General features: G+C 62.2%; 17 protein-coding genes and 5 pseudogenes. 9 read left to right on the forward strand and 13 right to left on the reverse strand.

All coding sequences use genetic code 11. The features are described 5' to 3' along the window. Window positions 1-59: 59 nt before the first annotated feature. Both K307_RS23420 and K307_RS23425 read right to left on the reverse strand, forming a co-directional pair. Window positions 60-1,268: an anaerobic sulfatase maturase gene (locus K307_RS23420; protein WP_230626034.1), complete on the reverse strand. Its 1,209-nt coding sequence runs from the start codon at window positions 1,266-1,268 to the stop codon at window positions 60-62. A gap of 130 nt (window positions 1,269-1,398) precedes the next feature. Continuing rightward, complete coding sequence (locus K307_RS23425) at window positions 1,399-2,778, reverse strand: DUF1329 domain-containing protein (RefSeq protein WP_042883172.1); 1,380 nt, start codon at window positions 2,776-2,778, stop codon at window positions 1,399-1,401. A gap of 339 nt (window positions 2,779-3,117) precedes the next feature. On the opposite strand from K307_RS23425, the gene K307_RS50410 reads away from it, so the two are divergent. Then, window positions 3,118-3,243, forward strand: coding sequence for a hypothetical protein (locus K307_RS50410; protein ID WP_268989222.1), 126 nt, complete (start codon window positions 3,118-3,120; stop codon window positions 3,241-3,243). Window positions 3,244-3,467: 224 nt separating this feature from the next. Here K307_RS50410 and K307_RS49725 read toward each other — a convergent pair whose 3' ends face one another. Both K307_RS49725 and K307_RS49730 read right to left on the reverse strand, forming a co-directional pair. Beyond that, the gene (locus tag K307_RS49725; protein WP_042883173.1) at window positions 3,468-4,307 is read right to left on the reverse strand and encodes a transposase; all 840 of its coding nucleotides are present in this window, start codon (window positions 4,305-4,307) and stop codon (window positions 3,468-3,470) included. Beyond that, complete coding sequence (locus K307_RS49730; protein ID WP_080745215.1) at window positions 4,304-5,110, reverse strand: ISL3 family transposase; 807 nt, start codon at window positions 5,108-5,110, stop codon at window positions 4,304-4,306. Before K307_RS49730 ends, K307_RS49725 begins: the two co-directional genes overlap by 4 nt. Window positions 5,111-5,220: 110 nt before the next feature. Here K307_RS49730 and K307_RS51150 point away from each other — a divergent pair. After that, window positions 5,221-5,355 (forward strand): annotated as a pseudogene (locus tag K307_RS51150) (H-NS family nucleoid-associated regulatory protein); the annotation flags it as partial. Between the two features lie 473 nt (window positions 5,356-5,828). Here the strand turns inward: K307_RS51150 and K307_RS48590 are convergent. Next, a complete protein-coding gene (locus K307_RS48590) occupies window positions 5,829-6,014 on the reverse strand; it encodes a hypothetical protein (protein WP_196251611.1) in 186 nt (61 codons plus the stop codon). A 259-nt stretch (window positions 6,015-6,273) separates the two neighbouring features. After that, entirely contained in the window at window positions 6,274-6,780 is a 507-nt protein-coding gene (locus K307_RS49740) for a hypothetical protein (protein ID WP_230626036.1), read from the reverse strand. A 998-nt stretch (window positions 6,781-7,778) separates the two neighbouring features. On the opposite strand from K307_RS49740, the gene K307_RS23450 reads away from it, so the two are divergent. Continuing rightward, entirely contained in the window at window positions 7,779-8,222 is a 444-nt protein-coding gene (locus K307_RS23450) for a universal stress protein (RefSeq protein WP_042883176.1), read from the forward strand. A 134-nt stretch (window positions 8,223-8,356) separates the two neighbouring features. Beyond that, on the forward strand, window positions 8,357-9,433 hold the full coding sequence (locus tag K307_RS23455; RefSeq protein WP_042883178.1) for an MBL fold metallo-hydrolase: 1,077 nt from the start codon (window positions 8,357-8,359) through the stop codon (window positions 9,431-9,433). 115 nt (window positions 9,434-9,548) lie between these two features. On the opposite strand, the gene K307_RS49745 is transcribed toward K307_RS23455, so the two are convergent. The 6 genes from K307_RS49745 to K307_RS23480 form a co-directional block, all read right to left on the reverse strand. Beyond that, a complete protein-coding gene (locus K307_RS49745; protein WP_230626037.1) occupies window positions 9,549-10,313 on the reverse strand; it encodes an alpha-amylase in 765 nt (254 codons plus the stop codon). Then, window positions 10,306-10,914: an alpha-amylase family glycosyl hydrolase gene (locus tag K307_RS49750; RefSeq protein ID WP_063771714.1), complete on the reverse strand. Its 609-nt coding sequence runs from the start codon at window positions 10,912-10,914 to the stop codon at window positions 10,306-10,308. The genes K307_RS49745 and K307_RS49750 overlap by 8 nt, the downstream gene beginning before the upstream one ends. 169 nt (window positions 10,915-11,083) lie before the next feature. Then, complete coding sequence (locus tag K307_RS23465; protein WP_051975129.1) at window positions 11,084-11,563, reverse strand: SDR family oxidoreductase; 480 nt, start codon at window positions 11,561-11,563, stop codon at window positions 11,084-11,086. Between the two features lie 467 nt (window positions 11,564-12,030). Then, window positions 12,031-14,832 carry an MGH1-like glycoside hydrolase domain-containing protein gene (locus K307_RS23470; protein ID WP_230626038.1) on the reverse strand — a complete coding sequence of 934 codons (2,802 nt, stop codon included), beginning with the start codon at window positions 14,830-14,832 and terminating at the stop codon, window positions 12,031-12,033. A gap of 656 nt (window positions 14,833-15,488) precedes the next feature. Further along, window positions 15,489-15,911, reverse strand: a complete 423-nt coding sequence (locus tag K307_RS23475; protein ID WP_051975130.1) for a DoxX family protein — start codon at window positions 15,909-15,911, stop codon at window positions 15,489-15,491. 635 nt (window positions 15,912-16,546) lie between these two features. Further along, window positions 16,547-17,908 carry a DUF2252 domain-containing protein gene (locus K307_RS23480; protein WP_230626070.1) on the reverse strand — a complete coding sequence of 454 codons (1,362 nt, stop codon included), beginning with the start codon at window positions 17,906-17,908 and terminating at the stop codon, window positions 16,547-16,549. On the opposite strand from K307_RS23480, the pseudogene K307_RS49760 reads away from it, so the two are divergent. The 5 genes and pseudogenes from K307_RS49760 to K307_RS49765 form a co-directional block, all read left to right on the forward strand. After that, window positions 17,888-18,199, forward strand: a pseudogene (locus K307_RS49760) (DUF3141 domain-containing protein); the annotation flags it as partial. The gene K307_RS23480 and the pseudogene K307_RS49760 overlap by 21 nt on opposite strands. Window positions 18,200-18,265: 66 nt before the next feature. Beyond that, a pseudogene (locus K307_RS23490) lies at window positions 18,266-18,944 on the forward strand (transposase); the annotation flags it as partial. 235 nt (window positions 18,945-19,179) lie between these two features. Beyond that, complete coding sequence (locus K307_RS23495; protein WP_230626040.1) at window positions 19,180-20,505, forward strand: patatin-like phospholipase family protein; 1,326 nt, start codon at window positions 19,180-19,182, stop codon at window positions 20,503-20,505. A gap of 337 nt (window positions 20,506-20,842) precedes the next feature. Next, on the forward strand, window positions 20,843-21,391 hold the full coding sequence (locus K307_RS46495) for a transposase family protein (RefSeq protein ID WP_230626072.1): 549 nt from the start codon (window positions 20,843-20,845) through the stop codon (window positions 21,389-21,391). Next, window positions 21,330-21,578 (forward strand): annotated as a pseudogene (locus tag K307_RS49765) (transposase); the annotation flags it as partial. The gene K307_RS46495 and the pseudogene K307_RS49765, both read left to right, overlap by 62 nt. A gap of 113 nt (window positions 21,579-21,691) precedes the next feature. Here the strand turns inward: K307_RS49765 and K307_RS49770 are convergent. Next, a pseudogene (locus K307_RS49770) lies at window positions 21,692-21,805 on the reverse strand (integrase); the annotation flags it as partial. Window positions 21,806-22,100 lie beyond the last annotated feature (295 nt).

Consider the following 22,100-nt stretch of genomic DNA (forward strand, 5'->3'; position numbering starts at 1 on the left):
GGTCCCTGCACGCAGGACGACGGCCCGGGTGATGTCGCTGGCAGGCCTGCCACCGCGGATCAGGTCGGACATGGCGCCAGGTATGGCGCCACGTGACCGAAGAATCGGTAATAGCCTTCGCAAAGATAAATCAATCCAGGCTCACAATCCTGCGTCGCGGTGAAGCGGTGCTTCGGGCAGCCGCCCCAGCAACCCTTGAGCATCTTGCATTCGCGGCACTGCCGGGGCAGCGATTGGAGCTTGTCCTGGCCGAACGCATGCTGTGCCGGTGACTCGACCATTTTCGCCAGTGACGATGTGGACAGATTGCCCAGCCGATACGCCGGATAGACGTAGTGGTCGCAGGCATAGACGTCGCCGTTATGCTCGACCACCACGGCGCGGCCACAGGTCGGCTGGTGATGGCAGGCCGCGCCTGGCTCCCCCATGTAGTTCGCCAGCGCCCACTCGAAGTTCATCACGTGGATCTCGCCCACATCCCGGCGTACCCAGGCGTCGAAGATGGCGTTGAGGAGGTCGCCATAGTCGGCAGGCAACACGGACCATCCGGTCACGCTGCCCGTTGCACCTGGCAATGCCGGCGCCAACACTTTGCCACCCGGGCCGTGCAGCGTCAGGCCAATGGCCCTGTCCGCCGCGCCGGACAGGCGTTCGACCACGGGAATGAACTGGATATGGCTGATGCCGTGGGTCCGCATGAACTCGTAGACCCGCAGTGGCTCGGCTGCGCCGCGGCGGTTGACGCACGCCAGCACGTTATAGCGGACGCGATGCGCCTGGAGTTTCCCGAGCGCACGCATCACCAGCGCGTGAGTCGGCTGGCCGCCTGCGGAGACCCGATACGTGTCATGGATATCGGCTGGGCCGTCCAGCGACAGGCCGATCAGGAAGTCGTGCTCGGCGAAGAACCCGCACCAGGCATCGTCCAGCAGCAGGCCGTTGGTCTGGAAGCTGTAGCTGATGGTCCGTCCGGCACGGAAACGCTGCTGCGCGACCGCGCGGCGATAGAAATCCAGGCCAGGCAATGTGGGTTCGCCGCCCTGCCAGGTGAAGACGACTTCCGACCCGGCCGGATGCGATTCGATGTAGTTGCGGACATACGCGGTCAGTACATTGTCCTGCATCCGGCGCTTGCGTTCGCCGGGGTACAGGGATTCCTTTTCGAGGTAGAAGCAATAGGTGCAGTCCAGGTTGCAGTCGGATCCACTGGGCTTGGCCATCGCATGGAACGGCCGGGGCGGCGGCGTGCTGGAGGTGATGGGTTGCATCGGCGGAAGGCCAGCCGGCTGGCGGGCGGTGGCGTTGGGGGAACAGCGGGAGGGAGCCGTTGCCTTGCGGCATGGGCGAGAGGAGGGACTGGCCGGGCGAAGGCTCGCCCGGCCGGATATCACGATGCGATCAGGTACCCGACCCGCGCGCGGCGTCCGGAGAGAAGTACGCCTCGTTGAATTCGGGGCTGTTGTTCAGCGAGATCATCGGGCCTTCGTTGGTCAGGCGGTCCGCCAGGTAAGCGCCGGAAACCAGGTCATGGTAGAACGCCACGGTCGGATGATAGCGGCGCGCATCGTAAGCGTAGACCGAGGCCTGCAGATTGGCGCGCCACAACTGGCCGCGGCCATCGTAGTTGTCGGCGGCGCGGGCCTGCCAGGTGTCTTCATCGAGATACAGCACGCGCTTCGCATACTGGTGGCGGAAGCCAGGCTTGAGCGTTGCTTCCAGGATCCAGACCCGATGCAGCTCATAGCGCATGACTTCCGGATTGGCGTGGCCGTTGGTCAGCAGGTCCTTGTACTTGACCGACGCGCTCAGCAGCTTGTAGTTGTGGTACGGGACATAGATCTCCTTCTTGCCGACGATCTTCCAGTTGTAGCGCTCGCCGGAGCCGTTGAAGAGGCGGTCGTCATCCACCGTGCGGAAGCCGCCCGAGCCCTGGGGCTGGTCGAAGCCGAACTCCGGCGCCTGGCGTACGCGCCGCGTGCCCGGGTTGTAGATCCAGGTGCGGTTGGTGTCCGAGCCTTCCTGGTCCCACACGGCATAGCCCACGATCACCTGGCCGCGGTCGCGCAGCGGCAGGTCGATGGCGGTGCGGAAGAAGGAGCGGTCATTGAGCGCGTTGTTCGGATCGAACTTGCCGTTATTGCGCGGCGAGAGGATGCTGTAGGACACGCGTCCCCATGCGATCGAGCCGTTCGGGTAGACCACGGCCTGGTCATACTGGGCCTTTTCGGTACCCACGGCCGACGAGAAGCGCTGGTTCCACAGCAGTTCCATCGCGGTCTTGGGGATCGGGAAGGGCACCTGCGGACTCGCGTTCTTCAGCCCGTTGGCATCGCTCGTCATGGTGACGGTGGAGGCTTGGGTGCGGATGTCCTTGTAGACCGCGTCCTCGTAGCGGAAGTCGCGATGGCTGGGGTACACCGGCATCTTGAAGGTGTCGGGGTACTTCTTGAACAGCGCCTTCTGGCCGTCGCTCAGGCGCTCGGCATACTGCGCCATATTCTGCGCGGTGATGACGAACAGCGGCTTTTCGTCGGCATACGGGTCCGGGTATCGTTCGCCGCGCTGATATTTGACGTGGGACGGCGTGCCCAGCCATTTACCGGTCCATGCGGGGACATCGCCGTCCTTGCTGGCGGCGCGCTCGGCGCCCATCGGCGTGAGGGTGCTGTCAAGCTGCTTGAGTTCTTCCGGGGTGACCTTCGCCCACGATGCCGCGGCCAGCGCCATGCTGGTGACCAGCAGGCCACCGCGTATCAGTCGTTGTGTACTGGATTTCATTGAAGTCTCGCTCCTTTTAACGGGGAATGGCCGGCGATGGCTGTGTCAGGACGAAGGTCTCCTGCGTCATCCGGTGGCGATCCGCCGGTCGGCATTCGGGGTGCCCCCGACGCGGTGGCCATCGTTGGGACAGACCAGGCATTCGCGTGTGCCGGTGGTGACAGCGTAGTGATGGCGCGCCGCCGGGGAATCGTTGGAACGGACTAGTGGATTTCCCTAGCGCGGCGCGCCGTGCGGTCGGCGGCTCGCAGGTGAGCAAAGTCCCAGGCTGCAGCTCTTTGAAGTGCTTGAAGGTCGGGACGCAGTTATCTTCGAGCCGACCAGTGGACGGCCAGGATCATGATTGGAGGGGATGCGCGGCTGGCGGGCGCGGTGTTGCCGGAGGCCTGCGAGCAGATCGGCCAGCGCACAGTCGGGCTGGCGGTGTGGGCCAACCTGGGTCCGACCATCGTGCGCTGGGCGTAGAACGAAGTAATTCTGGGTCTTCCGCACTTTGTGTGAGGAGGGCGCACTGGCGTGGAGGATGTTGTAGCGTGGAACGGCCGTCGTCTCCACCGCCCACCACCACCATTCTTCTGCTTGTTGACGAACGTGGGCGAGCCCGCCAGCCTCGTGCCGGCCGCACGAGCTCACCCGCCTGCGATGGCGATCGGACTAGCGTGTCCAGCAGGACAAGGCAGGCCGGTCGTTCAGTTTGGCTTCAATACCCGCAGCCGTAGAAGCTCGATGTTCGCGCGGCCATACATCTGGCGCTTGAGGAACTTGAGCCGGTTGACGTGACCCTCGGTCTGGCCATTGCTCCATGGCAGCCTGAAGGCCGCCCGCACAGCCGGTAAGTCGGCGCGCAGGCTTTGCGCGAACCTACGCATTTCCGCAGCGTCGCAGCGCGACAGACTCTTCAACCATCGATCGAACTGCCACGGACTTCGCCGGTGCATGAGCCCGAGAAACTCCCGCGCGAGGCTGCGAACCTCGCCCACCACGGGTTCGATCTTGTACAGCGCCTGCACGAAGCGCTCGTGGTCCGCGCTCCTGGGCTCCTCGACGGCGAGCTTCCTCCATCCGACAAGCCATCCGAACACGCGCCGGACCGACGGGCACGGCATCGTGCGCACGGGTGCCTGGAGAAGCGGTACCTTGCCCTGCGGAAAGAGGGGGCGGACCACGCAATTCTGCACGGCGGCGCGACTGCCCGTATAGCCTCGCTGCTTGAGTTCTTGCCAGATCAGTCTCGGACAGCGACAGCCCTGGGCGATTCGTTCCTCGATATAGCTGCGATAGGGATCCAAAGGCGTCGGACCCCGCGCCTTGGGTGCGCGCTCGGGGAAGGCCCCCGCGGTGATGAACTTGCGCACGGTTCGATGGTCGCTTGAGAGCTCGCGCCCGATTCCTTTCATCGTGCCGCCCTGGGCGCGTAGCGCCATCACCCGCTCGTACAGCGCCAGCCGCGTGGCGCGTCGCTGATCGCTCAGGCGCTGCCATGACCGCAGTGAGGTGCGGCTCAGCACCCCCTGCCGGCCCAGGGTCACGCCACCGACCTCGATTGCTGCGCGGCTTGGCGCAGTTGCGGCCCGAGTCGGTACAGCAGCCTCTCGACGTTGTCGCGCAGGTTGCACAGCAGATGCCAGCGATCGGAGACTTGCTTGGCTGCCGGCAGCGCGATATCGACCGCCCCGGAGTAGGCCCCGGCCCGGTCCCTGGCGACGATCTCGATCGATGGGTGCGCACGCATCCATGCGGCCACCGCAGTTGTTTCCCTGCCGGCGAACACTTCGATCGGCTCACGTCGTTCCAGGTCGACGATGATCGTTCCGTACTGGTGACCGCGCGCGATCGCCCAGTCATCGATGCCGACGACCCGCGGTCGTGGTTTGCGCTTGCGCCCAGGAGCTCTTCGCAACTCCCGCAGCACCGTGTCGGCACTGGTGCGCAAGCCCAAGGCGTTAGCAAGCCGGGCTGCCGCCTCACCACCGAGGGCGTGGCCCAGCGCGTGCAACGCCCGAGCCTGCGATCGCGTTCGACGTTGATGCCGACCGGCCAAGGCGTGGATGTTCTCGGCAAACGTACGACGGGGGCAGCCGGCGTTCGCGCACTTGAAGCGACGCACCTCAACGGCGAGAACGACCCGCTGCTCGAGCATCGGTCGTTCTTCCAGACTGCGCACATAGCTGCCGTGGAGTCGGTTACTCCAACGACGGCAGGCAGGACAATGTGCCGCACGAACCGTACTGCGGGCTTCGACAGTGATGGTCTCCCCTCGCGCGTCGCTGGAGACGACGCGCTTACCCACACGGGCGAGAATACGATCGATCCCAACGAGAACTTGGCTCATGGTAACGATCAACGTGGGGCTAGATCGGCCCGAGATCAAGCCCTCGACGCGGCCGTCACACAAAGTGCGGAAGACCCAACTTTCCTTTGTTCTACGGCTGGGGCTTTGCGGCGCCGCCGATCCAGCGCCCCGTCTGCTACCGCAACGCCGAGGGGCAGAGCTGGGACGGGCACGGGGAACTGCCGGCGTGGCTGCAGCAAGCGGTCAATGCCGGACAGCGTGTGGAGCTCTTCCGGGTTGAGTAGGCCAAAGAATGATTACTAAAGATCCGGTCTGAGCGTGGATAAGCAGGAATCCAGCCGCGACCATCAGCAGCGGAAAAAAAGTCGGCGTACATAGCAGCGGGGTACTTGTCGAGCTATACCAAGCCCCCAATCCCTGTCGGGGTGCCTACGCCGAAGCCATCCAGATCGCGGTGCTCAGTCAGGCGGCGCATGCCAATGTGCCTAGTCCTGGCTGGACAGTCTCTCCTCACAGATTTGCTTGTGTGCTTCGCGAAACGCTCTTCTACATTCTCCCCGAAGAGCGGATCGGGGCTCGCTGGAACGGCGGCGGTAATGGCTGCCCAATCCTCTTGTGTCAGCAGCTGAGCCGCGCGCGGCATTGCGTGTCGCTCCTCAGTCGAGAGGTGATTTCGATCGTACACAAGGTGCATGGCTGCGGCCGCCTCCAGAGGCGCGCGCGAACTCATAACATCTCCCTCGCTCATTAAGGCGGTCTACAGCGCTTCGCCCACAATGGCAATCACACGACGCTCTTGCAGGAGCCGGTTAACCACAACCTGCATGCCGGAATCTCGCTCAACGAGTCGCGCGTACGCGACATCCTCGCGGGGATGGTGAACGCGATCGCCGAGCGAAATTGATGTGTCGGCATGCCATACAGCAAGTTGGTTGGCCCGCATGGCTTCCGATCCTCGCCCGGCGACCTCCGTCCTTCAACTCCGAATTATGCTGCGCGGCTTGAGCCCGCCGGTTTGGCGACGCGTGCTCATTCCCGGGCACATTGCCCTCGGGCAGCTACACGATGTCATCCAGGGCGGTCATGGGCTGGACGGACGAACATCTGCACCAGATCACCATTCGTGGCCGGCGGTACTGCGAACCCCGGGAGGGCGCTATGCAATTTTCCGTGGCGGCAACCGCGCTGACGCTGAGCGAACGTCAGCGCTTGGGGTCGGTCTTGAGGGAAAAGTCAAGAAACTCCTGCTTCGGCAGCTTTGGTACCTTAAACAGAATGAAGCCGTAGCCCAATGCGGTATGACACGCGTTACAACCGTTCACCGCCGCCGAGAAACGGTGATTAAATTGGTTGATGTCTTGCTTTTCAATGGCTTGCGCCAGCGGTGCGAGGTAGGTTTTCTCATTGGCCTTTAGCATCGGTGCGTGCTGCGGTCTGGTTATTTCTCCCACTTCCTGAGCTTCAAGCAGTTCCTTGAGCTGGTATTGGGCCAAGCCCCAATTGCCACCATTGGCTGCCCAATAGATATTAGTAAAACGGTAACCCATCTCATGCATCACAGTTCCGAGCCCCGGCTGTATGGACGCGAGGGTCTTAACCCGGTTCTCCAGGGGGCCTTGCTCGATGCTTTTTTCAGGTTCTCCCTTGGTCTGTGCTGTGGACCATGTTCCAAGGCAGAGGCAAAGGAGTATGAATAGTCCGCGAAGCATGATGTTCCCTCTCTTGGGTGCTCAATCGTGTCTTCAGCTACGCCAGCCCCGGCTGCTTGCCGACACAAGATGCCAATTCACAATAGATCACGCTGACAAAAACACAAGACCGTACAAGAGGGGAGGCTCTACGCCTCGAAGATCGATGCACGGGAGGTGGCCCCAGCCGCGCTCTCCGATAATTCACAAGCTTATTCTCCGCGACGAGGCGACTGCGTAATGGATTCACCGCCGACTCTAATCCGGGCATCGTTCTTGGTCACCATCCACCCTCAGCATAAACTTGTATAGGAAGAAGGGTCGAACCGTCCAGCGCCCCGCGTACGCGCGGGCCACAAGCGCGCATTGTCAAGGTAGCGACAGGGGCGATGGATGCGAACTTTGCGCTGTATCACGCGTTGCGGCGTCGCGTAGTCGCCCGGTGGTGGCGATTGATCGTCGTGCCGGTCACGGCAGAAAACTCGCGAAGTGAATAGTGGACTGCGAACGTACGCTTGCTTTGCGTAGCATCCAAAATCCAATCGTTAGTACTTCCTGTCGCTCTCCGGTGGTGAACTGGTATTCCGGCACGCCGCGGATCCGCCGGCATTGCAGATGATTCCCGAACCAGGGAAAGGATCTGGGGGGCAACAGTCGAATGCTCCTTGATGTAGATCATGCTGTGGAGTGACAACTGACCTAGTGTGCATACCAAGAGCTTGCCTTCTTCTAGGGAGGCGCCTCCCGGTGCGACGCGTATTATGCTGCACTCGACGTCGCACGCCTGCCTGGTCGGATCAACGTGTTGACACTTATCATTCTTAGTTTTGCATTCGGTGGGCTGGGAAGCCGGCTACAGTCGCGTCCGACGGTCGTCGCTACGCTGGCTCTGGGTGGGGTGATGGCCGGAGTGCTGCTTAATTGCCGCCTTCTACTATCTGGCATGAGTTGGCCAACATAGCCCGATCGCGGTTTCCGCAGAGGCAAGCCGAAATGAATTGGGAGGCAGGGGAAGTGTAATGTACAGCAAGATCATGGTTGCGGTCGATGGCAGCAGGAATGCTGATTTGGCGCTCGCCGAAGCTGTTCAGATAGCGAAGGCGTGCGGCAGCGAGATAGCTGTTGTCCACGTTATCGATAACGACTACCTGAGATGCGATCCGCTCTTTATCGACCCGGACGAACTCCGCAGGGCGCTCAGAGACAATGGGAAGGCATTGCTGAAGGCAGCGTGCGACCGCGTGGAAGCACAACGGATTCCTTGTGTGGCTCGCCTGATAGACGAGCCGGCGGCGATAGGGGACATCTCCACTGTTGTTGAGCAAGCCGCACAAGAAGGCGGCGCGGAGCTGCTGGTGATCGGCACGCATGGTCGCCATGGCACGCGACGACTACTGCTGGGCAGCGTCGCCGAAGGATTGGTCCGCCATACGAGGCTCCCGGTACTGCTGGTTCGTGGCTAAGATGGGTGAAGCTTGGAACGGTCTTGGTGGCCTGATCTATTGTAGCGGGCCTCACAATGGCTTCTGATGAGCCCTACGCTCGTCGCATTGCTCGATAGGCTCGACAGCGACGGGGCCAAGCCGGGCGAGATGAAATGAACGACGACACCCCGACCACTCCCCTCAGGAGAAAGCCGATTCTGGACTACCCGTGCGGCGAGGCGCCGATGCCGGGATCGGCGTGCGAGATAGCGCCCGGAGTACTGTGGATGCGAATGCCGATGCCGTTCAGCCTCATGAATCACGTCAATCTCTGGGCTGTGCGCGACGGTAATGGGTGGACTACTTTCGACTCCGGACTGCAGACCGACGACACCACGCAGGCATGGCGCAGGCTCTTTGCAAACGGCGGCGCGCTGGCGCAGGGCGGGCTGACACGGGTGTTCGTCACGCACATGCATTCGGATCACATAGGCTTGGCGGGGTGGCTCGCGCGCAAGTTCTGCTGCCGGCTCTGGATGACCCGGATGGAATACCTCGCGTGCCGCCTCGTGGTGGCCGACATCGGCCGTGAAGCGCCAGAGGAATTTGTGAGTTTCTATCGAAGGGCCGGCTGGGACGACGCTGCGATCGAAGTCTACCGAGCATACTTTGGCGGCTTCGGCAAGTACGTCTATGCACTGCCGGACAGTTACCGGCGCGTGTGCGACGGCGAGGAAATGCGCATCGGCGATCGCACATGGCGCGTTGTTGTTGGCACCGGACACTCGCCGGAGCACGCCTGCTTCCATTGCCCGGAACTGAAGTTGCTGATCTCGGGCGACCAGGTACTGCCCGGTATCTCATCCAATGTTTCGGTCATCCCGACGGAGCCAGATGCCGACCCGACGAGCGAATGGCTGGCCTCGCTCGACAAACTTCGGCGGGAGATACCCGACGACGTTCTGGTACTCCCCGGTCACAATGAACCGTTCCGCGGTCTCCATGCGCGGCTCGACTATCTGGAGCGCAGTCAGCACGACGCACTCGATCGCCTGCGGCGCGCGCTGGGCCGACCCAGGCGGACGGTTGATGTTTTTTCGCTGTTGTTTTCGCGCCCCATCCGATCCGAGCCCCATCTGCTGGAGGTGGCAACCGGCGAGAGTGTGGCCCATCTCAATTACCTGCTGCATCGCGACGAAGCCGAGATGGAACTCGACGCAGATGGCGTCGCATGGTACCGCATGAAGTAAGCGGCGTGCCGGGCCATGCGTTACCCTCGAGGCGGCGCCGTCCTCGAAGCTATCGCACAAATCCGCTGAGGCACGGGAAGCGCTGTATAGGCGAAAGGAAACGGTTCCCAGTTCATCAATCGCAGATTCTTGTAGGCTTCGAGCAAGGAGCGGCCTGTTCGTGCATCGAGGCGTGGCTCCCTTGCACGTCAAAAACATGATAGCCCCAGGGTGGCATGTCCAGAAAAAGACCACGGGCGCGCAGGTCTTCGCCCGGTCGATCATAGACAGCCGGGCTAAGCAGGTCCTGGAGCCGTACGGTCCCCTCCCCCAGTTCCGTGAAGGGAGTTCGCATGAAGCATTGGCTTTGCTGCGGCGAGTAGTTCACGGCCACGAACATCCACTCGTGAGGAGCCCGTACCCAACGGAACGCAATGAAATTGTCCGACGTGGTGTTGTCGGCCCAGACCGGAACGCATTGCAGTAAAGACCAGTTTCCATCGCGAACCAGCGGTTGGCGCAACACGGCAAGCAGCCGGTCATAGAACTGCGCGAGCGCTCCGTCCACCGCTTCCTCCGGGGCGCGGACCAGATGCGGCGAGATACGCGTGCGGCGGCCCGCGAACTGTCCCTGGTGGAAGAAGCGCAAGCCCGGCGAGAGGAAGGTCAGCACCGCGGCAGCCGCATGGACTTCGGGTGCAAAGGTTGATGCGGCGCGGGGCTCGTCGTGATTCTCCAGAAAGCGCGCCAGCTTGTCCTGATAGGCCATGTCCGCGCCCAGGTGCTCGCGCACGGGGCGGGCGCGCTGTTCGCGCAAGCGGTCGTACAAGCGCTTGTCATAGGTGTAGTCGAAGCCCTGCTGCTGCAGCGTCCATTCCATATCCCAGTAGACCTCAGCCATGAACAGGAAGCCGGGATGCCGGCGCCGCACCGCCCCGTCGCCTTCGGCCAGAACAGGTCGGGCCGGATGCCCAAGTGCGCTCGAACACCTCGGGCAATACCAGCATGGCCATGCCGCAGCGCACGCCGTCGCACTGGTCGGCGATGCGCTCCAGTTCGCCAATCATCGCTTGCTGCAATTGCGGATTGCCGTAGTTGAGCTGCAAGCGTGTCGGGCCAGCCGTCGAAATATGGGCCCTGCCGTAGGCAAGCAGCAGCGGTCCGTTCTTCATTGCCACGCGGCAATAGTTGCGGGGCGAACGCTCCAGATCCTCCTCGCTGCCATGGACGAAATAGTCCGGGTGCTCGTCGGTCCACGCGTGATCCGGGGCCATGTGGTTCGGCACGAAATCAAGCATCAGGCGCAGCCCGCGCTGTCGCGCGCGCGTGCGCAGGCGCGCCAGCGCTTCGTCGCCGCCGAGGTCGCGGTGCACGGAGTAACGCGTGATCGCAAAGCCGGAGCCGGCGATATCCGCCTCGCGCAGGTCGGGCAGCGTTTGCTCGAACTCATGCCGCCACCACTGCTGCGCGAGATGCGCTGCGCGGCAGGCCCCGTCTGCCAAACGCTCAGCAACCAGAGCCAGTCGAAACCCATCTCCACCAGACGGTCCAGTTCGGCGTCGGTGATGTCATCCAGCGTGGCTGCATGGCCGAGCGACAGCGACAACTCGGTCATCCGGACCCGGGTGTTGAGCTGGTAAAGCGCTGGATAGCGACGTGTCAGCACAGTCGTCAATCCCCTCTTTGGAACCAAGGATACAGCGTCATCCCGCCCTCGATGAAAAGCGTCGTGCCGAAAAAGTAGTCGGTGAAGTCCGACGCTAGCCAGCCCGCGGCACGGCCGATCTCCTCGCTCTCGCCGATGCGCTTGTACGGCACGAGCTTCATCAGTCCGGCATAGTCCTCGGGCGTAGACCATGCCACAGCGTTCATCGGCGTTCGGATCCCGCCCGGCGCTATGGAATTCACACGGATGCGCTTCTTGGCGAGCTCCTGCGCCAGGCTCTTCATCAGCGGCATCAGCCCGTCCTTGGAGGCTGCGAAATTGACGTGGCCAGCCCACGGAATCAGCTCGTGCACCGAACTTGTGAAGATGATTTTGCCGGTCGCTACTGAAGTTCCCGGGCGCACGCCGCGGCGGTGGAACTCGCGCACGGCCTCGCGCGCGCGCAGAAAGGTGCCGGGCAGGTTGACGCTGATCACCGCGTCCATTGGGCCACGCTCATCTCGTGGAACGGCGCGTTGCGCTCCATGCCGTCAGTGCTGACGAGGATGTCGACGGTGCCAAACTCTTGCTCCGCCGCAGCAACACGGCTTGCACTTGCGCCTCATCGGCTAGTCGGTCAGTGTTTTGATCGCGCTCTGCCCGCCGCCATGAATCTCTTCGGCCACCAGTTCGGCGTCCGCAGGGTTGGCCACGTAGGACTATCACGTTGGCGCCAGCCCTGCCGAGCGCGACAGCGATGGCGGGGCCGATCCCGGAATTGGCACCCGTCAATCGCGCGGTCTGGCCTTTTGGCAAGTCCAGAGGCTTCAGCGCTGGGATCGCCGGCTGGGGCAGGTTTCTGTTGGCGTAGTAACTCTCCATGGTGTACTTCTTCATTCGGTTGCCGGGTAAGCGCGGCAACGTTGGCTCCGCAGGTTTCGTCGCCCTTCGCGGCCTGATTGACCGGGGTCGCCTAGGTGGCTCTCTCGGGATTGACAGGATGGCCGTGGGTTGTAGACTCCGGGCCCCTGTGCGCGGCTCTCAGCGCACGCAAGGTCGCCACCTCCGCGCCCGGCGTGAGCAGCAAGTCCTTGGACAGCATGGCATTCGCCTGGATGATGCGCGCGACGCAGCCGGTCCAGCCGGTCTGGTGGCTGGCGCCGATCCCGGCGCCGGTGTCGCCGTGGAAATACTCGTAGAACAGCACCAGGTCGCGCCAGTGCGGGTCGTCGCGGAACTTGTGCGCCGCGCCATATATGGGCCTGCGGCCGTCGCCGTCGCGCAGGAAGATCCGGCTCAGGCGCTCGCCCAATTCCTGCGCCACTTCGAGCAGCGTCATCATCTGGCCAGACCCGGTCGGACACTCGACCTTGAAGTCCTCGCCGAAATAGGCATACAGGCGTATCAGCGAGGTGTAGAGCAGGTAATTGATCGGCATCCACACCGGCCCGCGCCAGTTGGAATTGCCGCCGAACATGCCACTGTCGGAATCGCCCGGCACGTAGGCCACGCGATACTCCTGGCCCGCGTGGCGAAAGACGTAAGGGTGCTCGAGGTGGAAGCGCGACAGCGCGCGGATGCCATGCGGGCCGAAGAACTCATCTTCGTCCAGCATGCGCGCCAGAATACGACGCAGCTTCTGCTCGCCAACGATTGACAGCATGCGCCGGTTGGCTATGCCGGGCCGCTGGGGCAGATGCATGTTGGCGGCGAGCTCGGGGTGGCGCCCCAGGAACAGCCTGGCACGCTCGCGGAACTTCGGCAGCCTGGCGAGGATATCTTCTTCGAACACCGCCACCGCGGCCAGTGGCAGCAGCCCGACGATGGAGCGGACCTTGAGGCGCGTGGCGCTGCCGTCCGGGAAACGCAGCACATCGTAGAAGAAGCCATCCTCTTCATCCCACATTTCGTCTTTCCGCTCGCCGACGCTGTCCAGCGCGCCGGCAATGAACACCGTGTGCTGGAAGAATTTCTCGACGAACTCCTCGTAGAGCGGCTCCTGCAACGCAAGCTCAACCGCGATGCGCAGCATCTGCTGGCTGAAGAACACCATCCACGCGGTACCGTCGGCCTGGTCCAGGTAACCGCCCGTGGGCAGCGGCGACGAGCGGTCGAACACGCCGATATTGTCGAGCCCGAGAAAGCCGCCCTCGAAGACATTGGCACCCGTGCGGTCCTTGCGGTTGACCCACCAGGTGAAGTTGACCAGCAGTTTGGAGAAGGCGTACTTGAGGAACTCGATGTCGCCCCTGCCACCGTGACGCTCCTTGTCGAGGACGTAGAGCTGCATCGTCGCCCAGGCATGCACGGGCGGATTGACATCGCCGAAGTTCCACTCGTAAGCGGGGAGCTGGCCATTGGGGTGCAGATAGTCGTTGCGCAGCATCAGGTCGAGCTGTTGCTTGGCGAAGTCGGGGTCGACCATGCTCAGCGGAATCATGTGAAACGCCAGGTCCCACGCGGCGTACCAGGGATACTCCCATTTGTCCGGCATCGAGATGATGTCGTCGTTGAACATGTGCGCCCATTCGCTGTTGCGTACCCGCCTGCGCTCCAGTTTCGGCAACCGGCCACCCGCGCCGTGCTCGTCGAGCCAGACGCCGAGGTCATAGTAGAAGTACTGCTTGGTCCAGAGCATGCCGGCCAGCGCCTGGCGCATGACGCTCACCCGGTCTGGGTTGTCGCGAATCGCGAGCGGTGTCATCGACGCGTAGAAGGCATCGGCCTCCTCCAGCCTGGCGGCGAACACGGCGTCGAAATCATTGAAGGGCGCGGATGCCGCGCCCGGCGCCCGGGTCGTCAACCGTAACCGCACGACTTGCGACTCCCCACCGCCGAGGTTGAGCTGATACTGGGGCGCCGCCTTGGTTCCCTGCTGCGCGGGGTTCACCGCCGCGGCATCGCCGTGCACGATGAAGTTGTGGATACCGTCCTTCGCGTAGGGCGACGCGTTGCCCGTGCCGAACAGCCGGGTGTTGTTGGTTTCATTCTCGGTGAAGAGCAGCGGCACGTCGGCGTCGCAGTAGAGGTAATACTCGCCCAGCGATTCCAGAAACAACGGGTCGCTGTGACGGGCGCGGACCGCCGCTTGCCCGGGGGAATCGACGCGTTCGAGGAGCGGCTTCGATCCGCCCCCCGGCTGCGACCACGTATTGCGGAACCACAGGGTCGGCAACACGTGCAGCGGCGCCGCGTCCGGGCCGCGGTTGAAGACACTGATTCGCACCAGCACGTCTTCAGGCGCCGCCTTAGCGTATTCGACAAAGACGTCAAAATACCGGTTGCCGTCAAACACGCCGGTGTCCAGCAACTCGTACTCGGCCTCATGCTTGCCGCGGCCGCGGTTGGTCTGGACGAGGTCATTGTATGGATAGGCGGTCTGCGGATACTTGTACAAATACTTCATGTACGAGTGCGTCGGCGTGGAATCGAGATAGAAGTAGTACTCTTTCACGTCCTCGCCATGATTGCCCTCGCCGTTGGCCAGGCCGAAGGCGCGCTCCTTCAGGATCGGATCGCGCCCGTTCCACAGGGCTAGGGCGAAGCACAATACCTGGTGGTCGTCGCTGATACCGCCGAGGCCGTCCTCGCCCCACCGGTAGGCGCGCGAGCGGGCCTGGTCATGGGTGAAGTAGTTCCAGGCGTCGCCGTTGTCGCTGTAGTCCTCGCGCACCGTCCCCCATTGCCGCTCGCTGAGGTAGGGGCCCCATTTTTTCCAGGCCGCGCGGCCCGCCTGCGCTTCATCGAGCCGGTCCTTCTCTGCGTCATTGCTCATGGCGTGCTCTCCTTCTGGCCGGCGAAGCCGGGCAGCTGGATCGGAATGGGGACGGGCGTGAGCACGATACACGTGCAATCCAGTCAGGCATCAAGCCGGCTTCCGCGAAACCTGCGTAGATACCTGCCTGGTCGGCGCCCAGTGGGCCGCCACCTTGCAAGACGAGAATCGCCTGGTCGAACTTTCCGCCATTCGCGATTTGCATTCGACATCTTCGCATGGCTTGGAGTGGCCATGATGGCCCGGGGGAAACGGTACGTGCGCACGTAAAAAAGCTTAGGCGCCGGGATCATCTTTGTAAAAGGTTGACCGCCTGCTGAAAACTCAATGGAACCACCACGACTCTCTGGCACCACAAAGCTCTCGTAAGCCCGGCTTCTGCCTTCCTGACCTACGGCCGTTCGCCCCGCTGCAGCCAGGCCATGGTGTGCTTGATCACGTCCGTCCCCCAGCCGTCATCACCGGGTCAACGCGCCGAACATCAGGATCCCATTGTTCGCTTCGACCGGCCCCAGCAGACGCCTTGGACATCTCGATATCGTCATAGCCCAGGGTGACCAAGTCAGGGTCAGCTTGTTTCGTGCGCTCATTGTGGCTGGCAAGGCCTCGTCTGAGCGCATCTGGACTTTGCGAGTTCTGAACACCATCCCTAGCGGCTATGCGGCTCTTGCTTGCATACGTGACGATTCAATGGCGAATATAACCAGCATGCCGCCCAGGATTGAGACATTCTTCAGAATGTGATTAAGCTGATTCAGGAAGTCTGCGGGATCGGCGCGCCAGAATCCGTGGAAAATGATGGTCGTGGGCACCAGGAACAATGCAAGAAGCAGCGCGCCCAACCGCGCGTTCCAGCCCGAGATCAAGGTCAGTCCACCACCAATTTCAATCACGATGGTTAGCACCAGCAGCAAATCCGGGGTCGGCAGTTCAGCGCTGGCAATCCACGCAGAGTAGGCCGAGAAGCTGCCAATTTTCAGGAGACCGGAAAATAAAAAAAGAGAGCCGAGAAGGGCGCGACCGACAGTGTACGTTCGTGAAACGATCGTGGGCGCGAGAGACATAGTGGTCATGACCATGATAATTCTCCAGAATCAAACAACGCTAGCAGGCGTTGCTTATCAGCCAAATGGTTGACTATCAAGGCGCCGATCATGAGCAGTGGATTACGGCCGAAGACGAGCCGATGGCATAGCGTCGCCGGCCCGTTCCACTCCGAACGGATTGATCGCCCTGCTGTTTCACCTGAGTCACGCAGCATCTCAGGGTCAGCTCGCTGAGCCGCACATTGAATGACCGGAGATACCCTGCATTTGCCGCACGGCTTCGCTCCCGATCCCGCCCGAGACATACCGGACGCCAGAGGATCGGTGGATTTCCGGCGGCTTTGGATGCGCCGCGAGAGTCTGTGCGTGGAGCAGCGGTGCGGTAGCAAGAACCAACGCAGCGGCAGCCGTACGCATAACCTTGCTGGCGTGCATGGCAAGTGATCGATGATGGCTACCGGAAACCCGGGGGCTTTCCTCGTTTCCAGGCTGCAACATTGCGGTCATGGCAATCCTCCTGCCTTGGCGGACAAGGCGCGCAAAATAACTCCGCCTGTTCCGAAGCGTAGGTCGTATGCGCATTGGCCCATTGATGCATCGCAAGCTTGATGCCGTATACATCCTGCCGGTTCCTCCTGGGTGCTGTTGCGCAGCAGGGGAGTACGGTCTTACTCTTGCTCCATTCGCGCCTCGATGCGTCCTTCGCGAATGGCGGCCAGGAATGCTCGATAGTCGTTCCGATTTTGAGAGCAGTACTCGGTCGCGAACTCGCAGATCGCGTCGTCAAAGGTTTGTCCTGACCCCATGTAACCAGCGATCATAGCGGCATCGCCGGAACGGGCATGCGCTCGGGCGAGGGCGTGTGCGCACATCCGGCCGTATTGCCTGAGCATGCCGGTATCCCAGTCCTCGATGACCGGCGACAGCTTCATGTCGCGCAACTGCCGTATATAGAAGTGGCGTCCGTTTTTGCCCCGGGTCCACCCGAGGAAGACGTCGCTGGCAGCCTGCATGAGGTGCTGGCCAATGATGACGCGCTGGCCGTGATTGGAATGCAAGCTCTTTCCTGCGTAAGGTTCCAAGACAGAAGCACGGGCTTCCTTTACCTGCAGGAACAGCGGATCGTTATCCGCGGCAAGGAACAGGCCTACGCCGCACATCGTGCCAACACTCCCGACACCGACCACCTTGATGGCCATGTCAAAGAAGTGGAATCGGTCGAACAGTACCCGGGTATGCTCGGCAAGGCTGTCCCGATATGAGGCAATGGCTTCGGCGTAGCCCGACGTAAGGCCGGGCGCCATTTCCTCGGTCGGATGAAAGATCAGCGGGAGTTCATCCTTGATCCGTGGTTTCTCACCCTCTTCGGAAACCATCTTCGGATACAAATGGTCAGGTGCCGTCTTGCGTCTTTCTGCCTCGATTCGCTCTGTGAGCCGCTTGCGCGCCGCGGCAACAATATGGGGATCGGCGCTGCGGTCCTCATACTTCTGCAGGTCGATCCGGTCATACCAGACGTCCAGCGCCCGCATCCAGCCGTAATTGACCATCCGCTCACGATATTCACGTACAAGATCGGTGACGACGCGGGCTGTATCGCTCCTCGGCAAGGCCAGATGCTCGGCGGCAATGGCCACGCTGGGAGCAAGTCGTTTGAGATTCCATTCAAAAGGGGCCGGAAGCGTCTCATCGAGATCATTGATATCGAAGATCACATTCCGCTCTGGCGTGGCAAATCCCCCAAAGAATGGCCGGCTGCTCGAAGTCGTGTTGCAGAGCGTGGCCATGGATCTAAGTAAGCACTTCATACGAACGCGGGAGGTTGGCATCAAGACCGGCCTGGTGCTCCAGAAACGCCTCAGGAACGCGCAGGAAGCGCTGGACCGCCGCGTACAGGCGGCGGGCGGGGACGGAGAGGGCGGCGAGACCGCTTCAGGCGCGCTGGCTGGTAGCGATCCGGTCAGCGGTGCCGCGACGCCGCGCAGCGCGCCATTCTCTTCTGGGGCACGCTGCGCCAGCGCGGAAGCCATTTTGTCGAGCACGCCGCAGAAGGCCTGAAGCCAGTTCTGCACTTCGAAACGAGTTCGTTCTCGACGGCCACCAGTTCGAGCGGCCGGTGAATTACGCGCCGCTGCGATCCGCGTGCCGGCCATGGCCCCGGCAATGGCGGCTTCAAGGACGACTCGCAGGTGGGCGTGGCGCTGTGCGCCGGCCACCCGGTCTACTTCGTCATCTTCTTCCGCGACCCAGAACCTGGTCAGACCCTGGTGGACGTCTGCAAAGCCGAACAACGCTTCGTGCGCAAGGTGCGGGCACTGCATCCGAACAGGCCCAAGCCGGCCATTGTCGGCAACTGCCAGGGCGGCCGGGCCGTCGCGGCCTTCGATGTGCGTGTGGTCGTGAGTTATGAAGCTGGACAGGACGGATTCTGGATCCTTCGGTCGCTGCGCTCGCGCGGCATCGACTGTTATATGGTCGGTGCCGCGAGCATCCCGGTGGAGCGCCACAAGCGGCGTGCGAAGACGGACCGCCTCGATGTGATCAATCTCGTCACCAATCTACGTGCGTGGCTACATGGCGAGCGCGACCGTATGCACATGGTGCATGCGCCCTCTCTGCAGGATGAAGCGTCGCGTTATCTGATTCGCGATCGCGGACAACTGCAGAAAGAAGTCATGCAACACCGCGACCGCATGCGCAAACTGCTTGTTACCGTCGGCTGTTGGGACGAAGTCGATCACCGTGCGTTCGCCAAGCGGCTCGCTTGCGGCGAACTGACCTGCCACGACGGCGCGCCGTTGCCAGACGAGCTGTGCGAACGGTTACCGCGTGAATCGCATCGACTGGAACTCGCCGAGCAGCAACTTGCGGATCTCGAGCGTACGCTGCAGGACCGCCTGCCCGGTACGTGAGCGAATCACCTGGCTCAAGCGCCTTAGGGGAGTGGGTGACATTGGGGCATCGCGTCTTATGCTCGAACTGTTCTGGCGGCAGTTCGGCAACCGCCGCCAGCTCGGCGCGTGCGTAGGACTCGTGCCCCAGCCCTACGACAGCGGCCAGAGCCGGTCGATCAGATAACTAGTAGCAGCCGATCTTCTGGCCAGGTTTGCACACTGACGCGAGGAAGTAAAATTTGTACAAACTGCCCCGGGAGGACCCATGACCCGATTGCCGACGTCAGCATTTTTGATACTTGCGTTGTTGCTCCTGCTCGGCGGCTGCGCCAGCCGGCCACGCCGACCCGAATTCCGGTTATCGATTTACCACGCGCCCGCAGTATTTGGCGGGCAACGAGACCCTGGTGATCCTGGCCTTCTCGGGGGGGGGAACACGCGCTGCCGCATTCTCATACGGCGTCCTCGAGTTCCTGCACAATACCGAAGCCGTCGGGCCGACAGGCAAAAAATCCCGCCTGCTCGATCATATCGACGTTATCACCGGCGTGTCGGGCGGGAGTTTCACGGCGCTCGCCTATGGCCTCTACGGCGACAAGCTATTCGACGATTACGAACAGCGCTTCCTCAAGCGCGATGTTCAGGGAGAGATTATCTACCGCACGCTCAATCCGTCCTACTGGCCATCGCTGTGGTCGAGCGGCTGGGGCCGCTCGGAGCTGGCGGCGGATTTGTACGACGAGATCCTGTTCCATGGCGCAACGTTCGGCGACCTCAATCGTAGGGACGGCCCCTTCATCGTCGCCTCGGCCACCGACATTTCCACGGGTGCCCGCCTGCCCTTTACGCAGACCATGTTCGACGTGCTCTGCTCAGACCTGAACGCGGTCCGACTTTCTCGTGCCGCGGCCGCGTCGTCGGCAGTGCCGGTGGTGTTAACGCCGGTTACCCTCAACAACTACGGTGGCACCTGCGGCAACGCAGCACCCGCTTGGATCAAGCCGTTTATCGATGCCAGCGACCGGCCCCGGCCGGCCGCGCGTGCGACCCGTCATCTGGGAGAGGCGGCCGAATTCGGGGACAGCATTAATCGGCCCTACATCCATATCGTGGACGGGGGCGTATCAGACAACCTTGGCATGCGCAGCGTGCTGGATTCTCTGGAGATCATGGAAACGCTGCATTTGATCGGTCAGCCTTCGCCGCTAGATCATGCGCGCAGGATTGTCGTCTTTGTCGTCAATTCACTTTCCACCCCCAGGACGTCATGGGACAAGTCGGAATCCCCGCCCGGCACGCTGGAGATACTGTTGAAAGCCTCGGGCGTTCCGATTGATCATTATTCCTACGAAGCGACCGAGTTGTTGAAGGACACCCAGTCGCACTGGCAATCCATGCGCCGAGTCCGCCAGTCCTCCGCGTTTTCCGCGAACAAGGATGCAACGGTAGCTAGCGCGCTACGCACACCGGACGTGACAATCTATGCCATCGACGTGTCGTTCGCCCAGTTGGCAGACAAGGCGGAACAGGATTATCTGAACGAACTGCCCACGTCGTTCGCCCTGCCGGCCGATGCCGTCGACCGGCTGCGTGCCGCCGCCGGGAAGATCATCATGGTGTCGCCCGACTTCCAGCGGCTGCTGGAGGACGTCGGCGCCAGGATCGTAGCCGAGCCGGAGCGAGCAAGGGCAGTCGGCTCCGGGCGGATTGAGGCGCTCATCGAGAAGGAGTAAGGACCGGCAGTCTCCTCGCACCGGTGGTGGATGGTGGGTACCTTCGAGCCAGTCAATACAATCTGGCCATGGCTCGTCTCCGAATCGCTGTCTGAGTAGGCCGAGCCGGAGACGGCGTGATGGATGTCCGAATGCCTGAATTCGCATTCGGGAGCGAACAATGGTGGCGGATACCTGGCAGCCTTGAGGAAGAGATTTTTTCCTTTACCTTGGCCTTTCAATGGATGAGAAATTTATTGGCGAAGTTGTGACAATTTCGTGGCTCTTCCGCACTTTGTGTGACGGCCGCGTCGAGGGCTTGATCTCGGGCCGATCTAGCCCCACGTTGATCGTTACCATGAGCCAAGTTCTCGTTGGGATCGATCGTATTCTCGCCCGTGTGGGTAAGCGCGTCGTCTCCAGCGACGCGCGAGGGGAGACCATCACTGTCGAAGCCCGCAGTACGGTTCGTGCGGCACATTGTCCTGCCTGCCGTCGTTGGAGTAACCGACTCCACGGCAGCTATGTGCGCAGTCTGGAAGAACGACCGATGCTCGAGCAGCGGGTCGTTCTCGCCGTTGAGGTGCGTCGCTTCAAGTGCGCGAACGCCGGCTGCCCCCGTCGTACGTTTGCCGAGAACATCCACGCCTTGGCCGGTCGGCATCAACGTCGAACGCGATCGCAGGCTCGGGCGTTGCACGCGCTGGGCCACGCCCTCGGTGGTGAGGCGGCAGCTCGGCTTGCTAACGCCTTGGGCTTGCGCACCAATGCCGACACCGTGCTGCGGGAGTTGCGAAGAGCTCCTGGGCGCAAGCGCAAACCACGACCGCGGGTCGTCGGCATCGATGACTGGGCGATCGCGCGGTCACCAGTACGGAACGATCATCGTCGACCTGGAGCGACGTGAGCCGATCGAAGTGTTCGCCGGCAGGGAAACAACTGCGGTGGCCGCGTGGATGCGTGCGCACCCATCGATCGAGATCGTCGCCAGGGACCGGGCCGGGGGCTACTCCGAGGCCGTCGACATCGCGCTGCCGGCAGCCAAGCAAGTCTCCGATCGCTGGCATCTGCTGTGCAACCTGCGCGACAACGTCGAGAGGTTGCTGTACCGACTCGGGCCGCAACTGCCCCAAGCCGCGCAGCAAGTCCTCCACGCCAGTGCGCCCTCGTCACACAAAGTGCGGAAGACCCAACTTTCCTTTGTTCTACGCCAGTCGGGGTGGTTGCGTGCGAGCTTCTTGCTGCCGGCCAGTACCCAGCGCGCGGCCGGCTGCGGGTCGGCCAGGAAGCGTTCATAAACGAGCAGGTCTTCGTGGTTGAGTATGCGATTACGACGTACAACGGTAGGCCACATACTGGATTGAACAACGTGACCCCGCTCGAAGCGATCGAATACTACGTGAGTAGGCGACAAACGGTGCTGACGCTGCTTGCTGAAGCTCATCGTCGACCCGCCGCGCCGCTGGCGCAAACTAATGGTCGTGACGAACTCATTCGTCAATGGCGCCGGGAGCTATGCCTGCCAATGCCCGGTGCTAGCGGGACAGTGATGAGAGCGCGAAGGAAGGGCGTAATTGTTGCAGTGAAAATGGGACTGGCAGCAAATAGTCGGTTCC

Origin of the sequence: Cupriavidus necator A5-1, assembly GCF_000744095.1 — a bacterium.
In the GTDB taxonomy this organism is placed as follows: Bacteria; Pseudomonadota; Gammaproteobacteria; order Burkholderiales; family Burkholderiaceae; genus Cupriavidus; species Cupriavidus necator_A.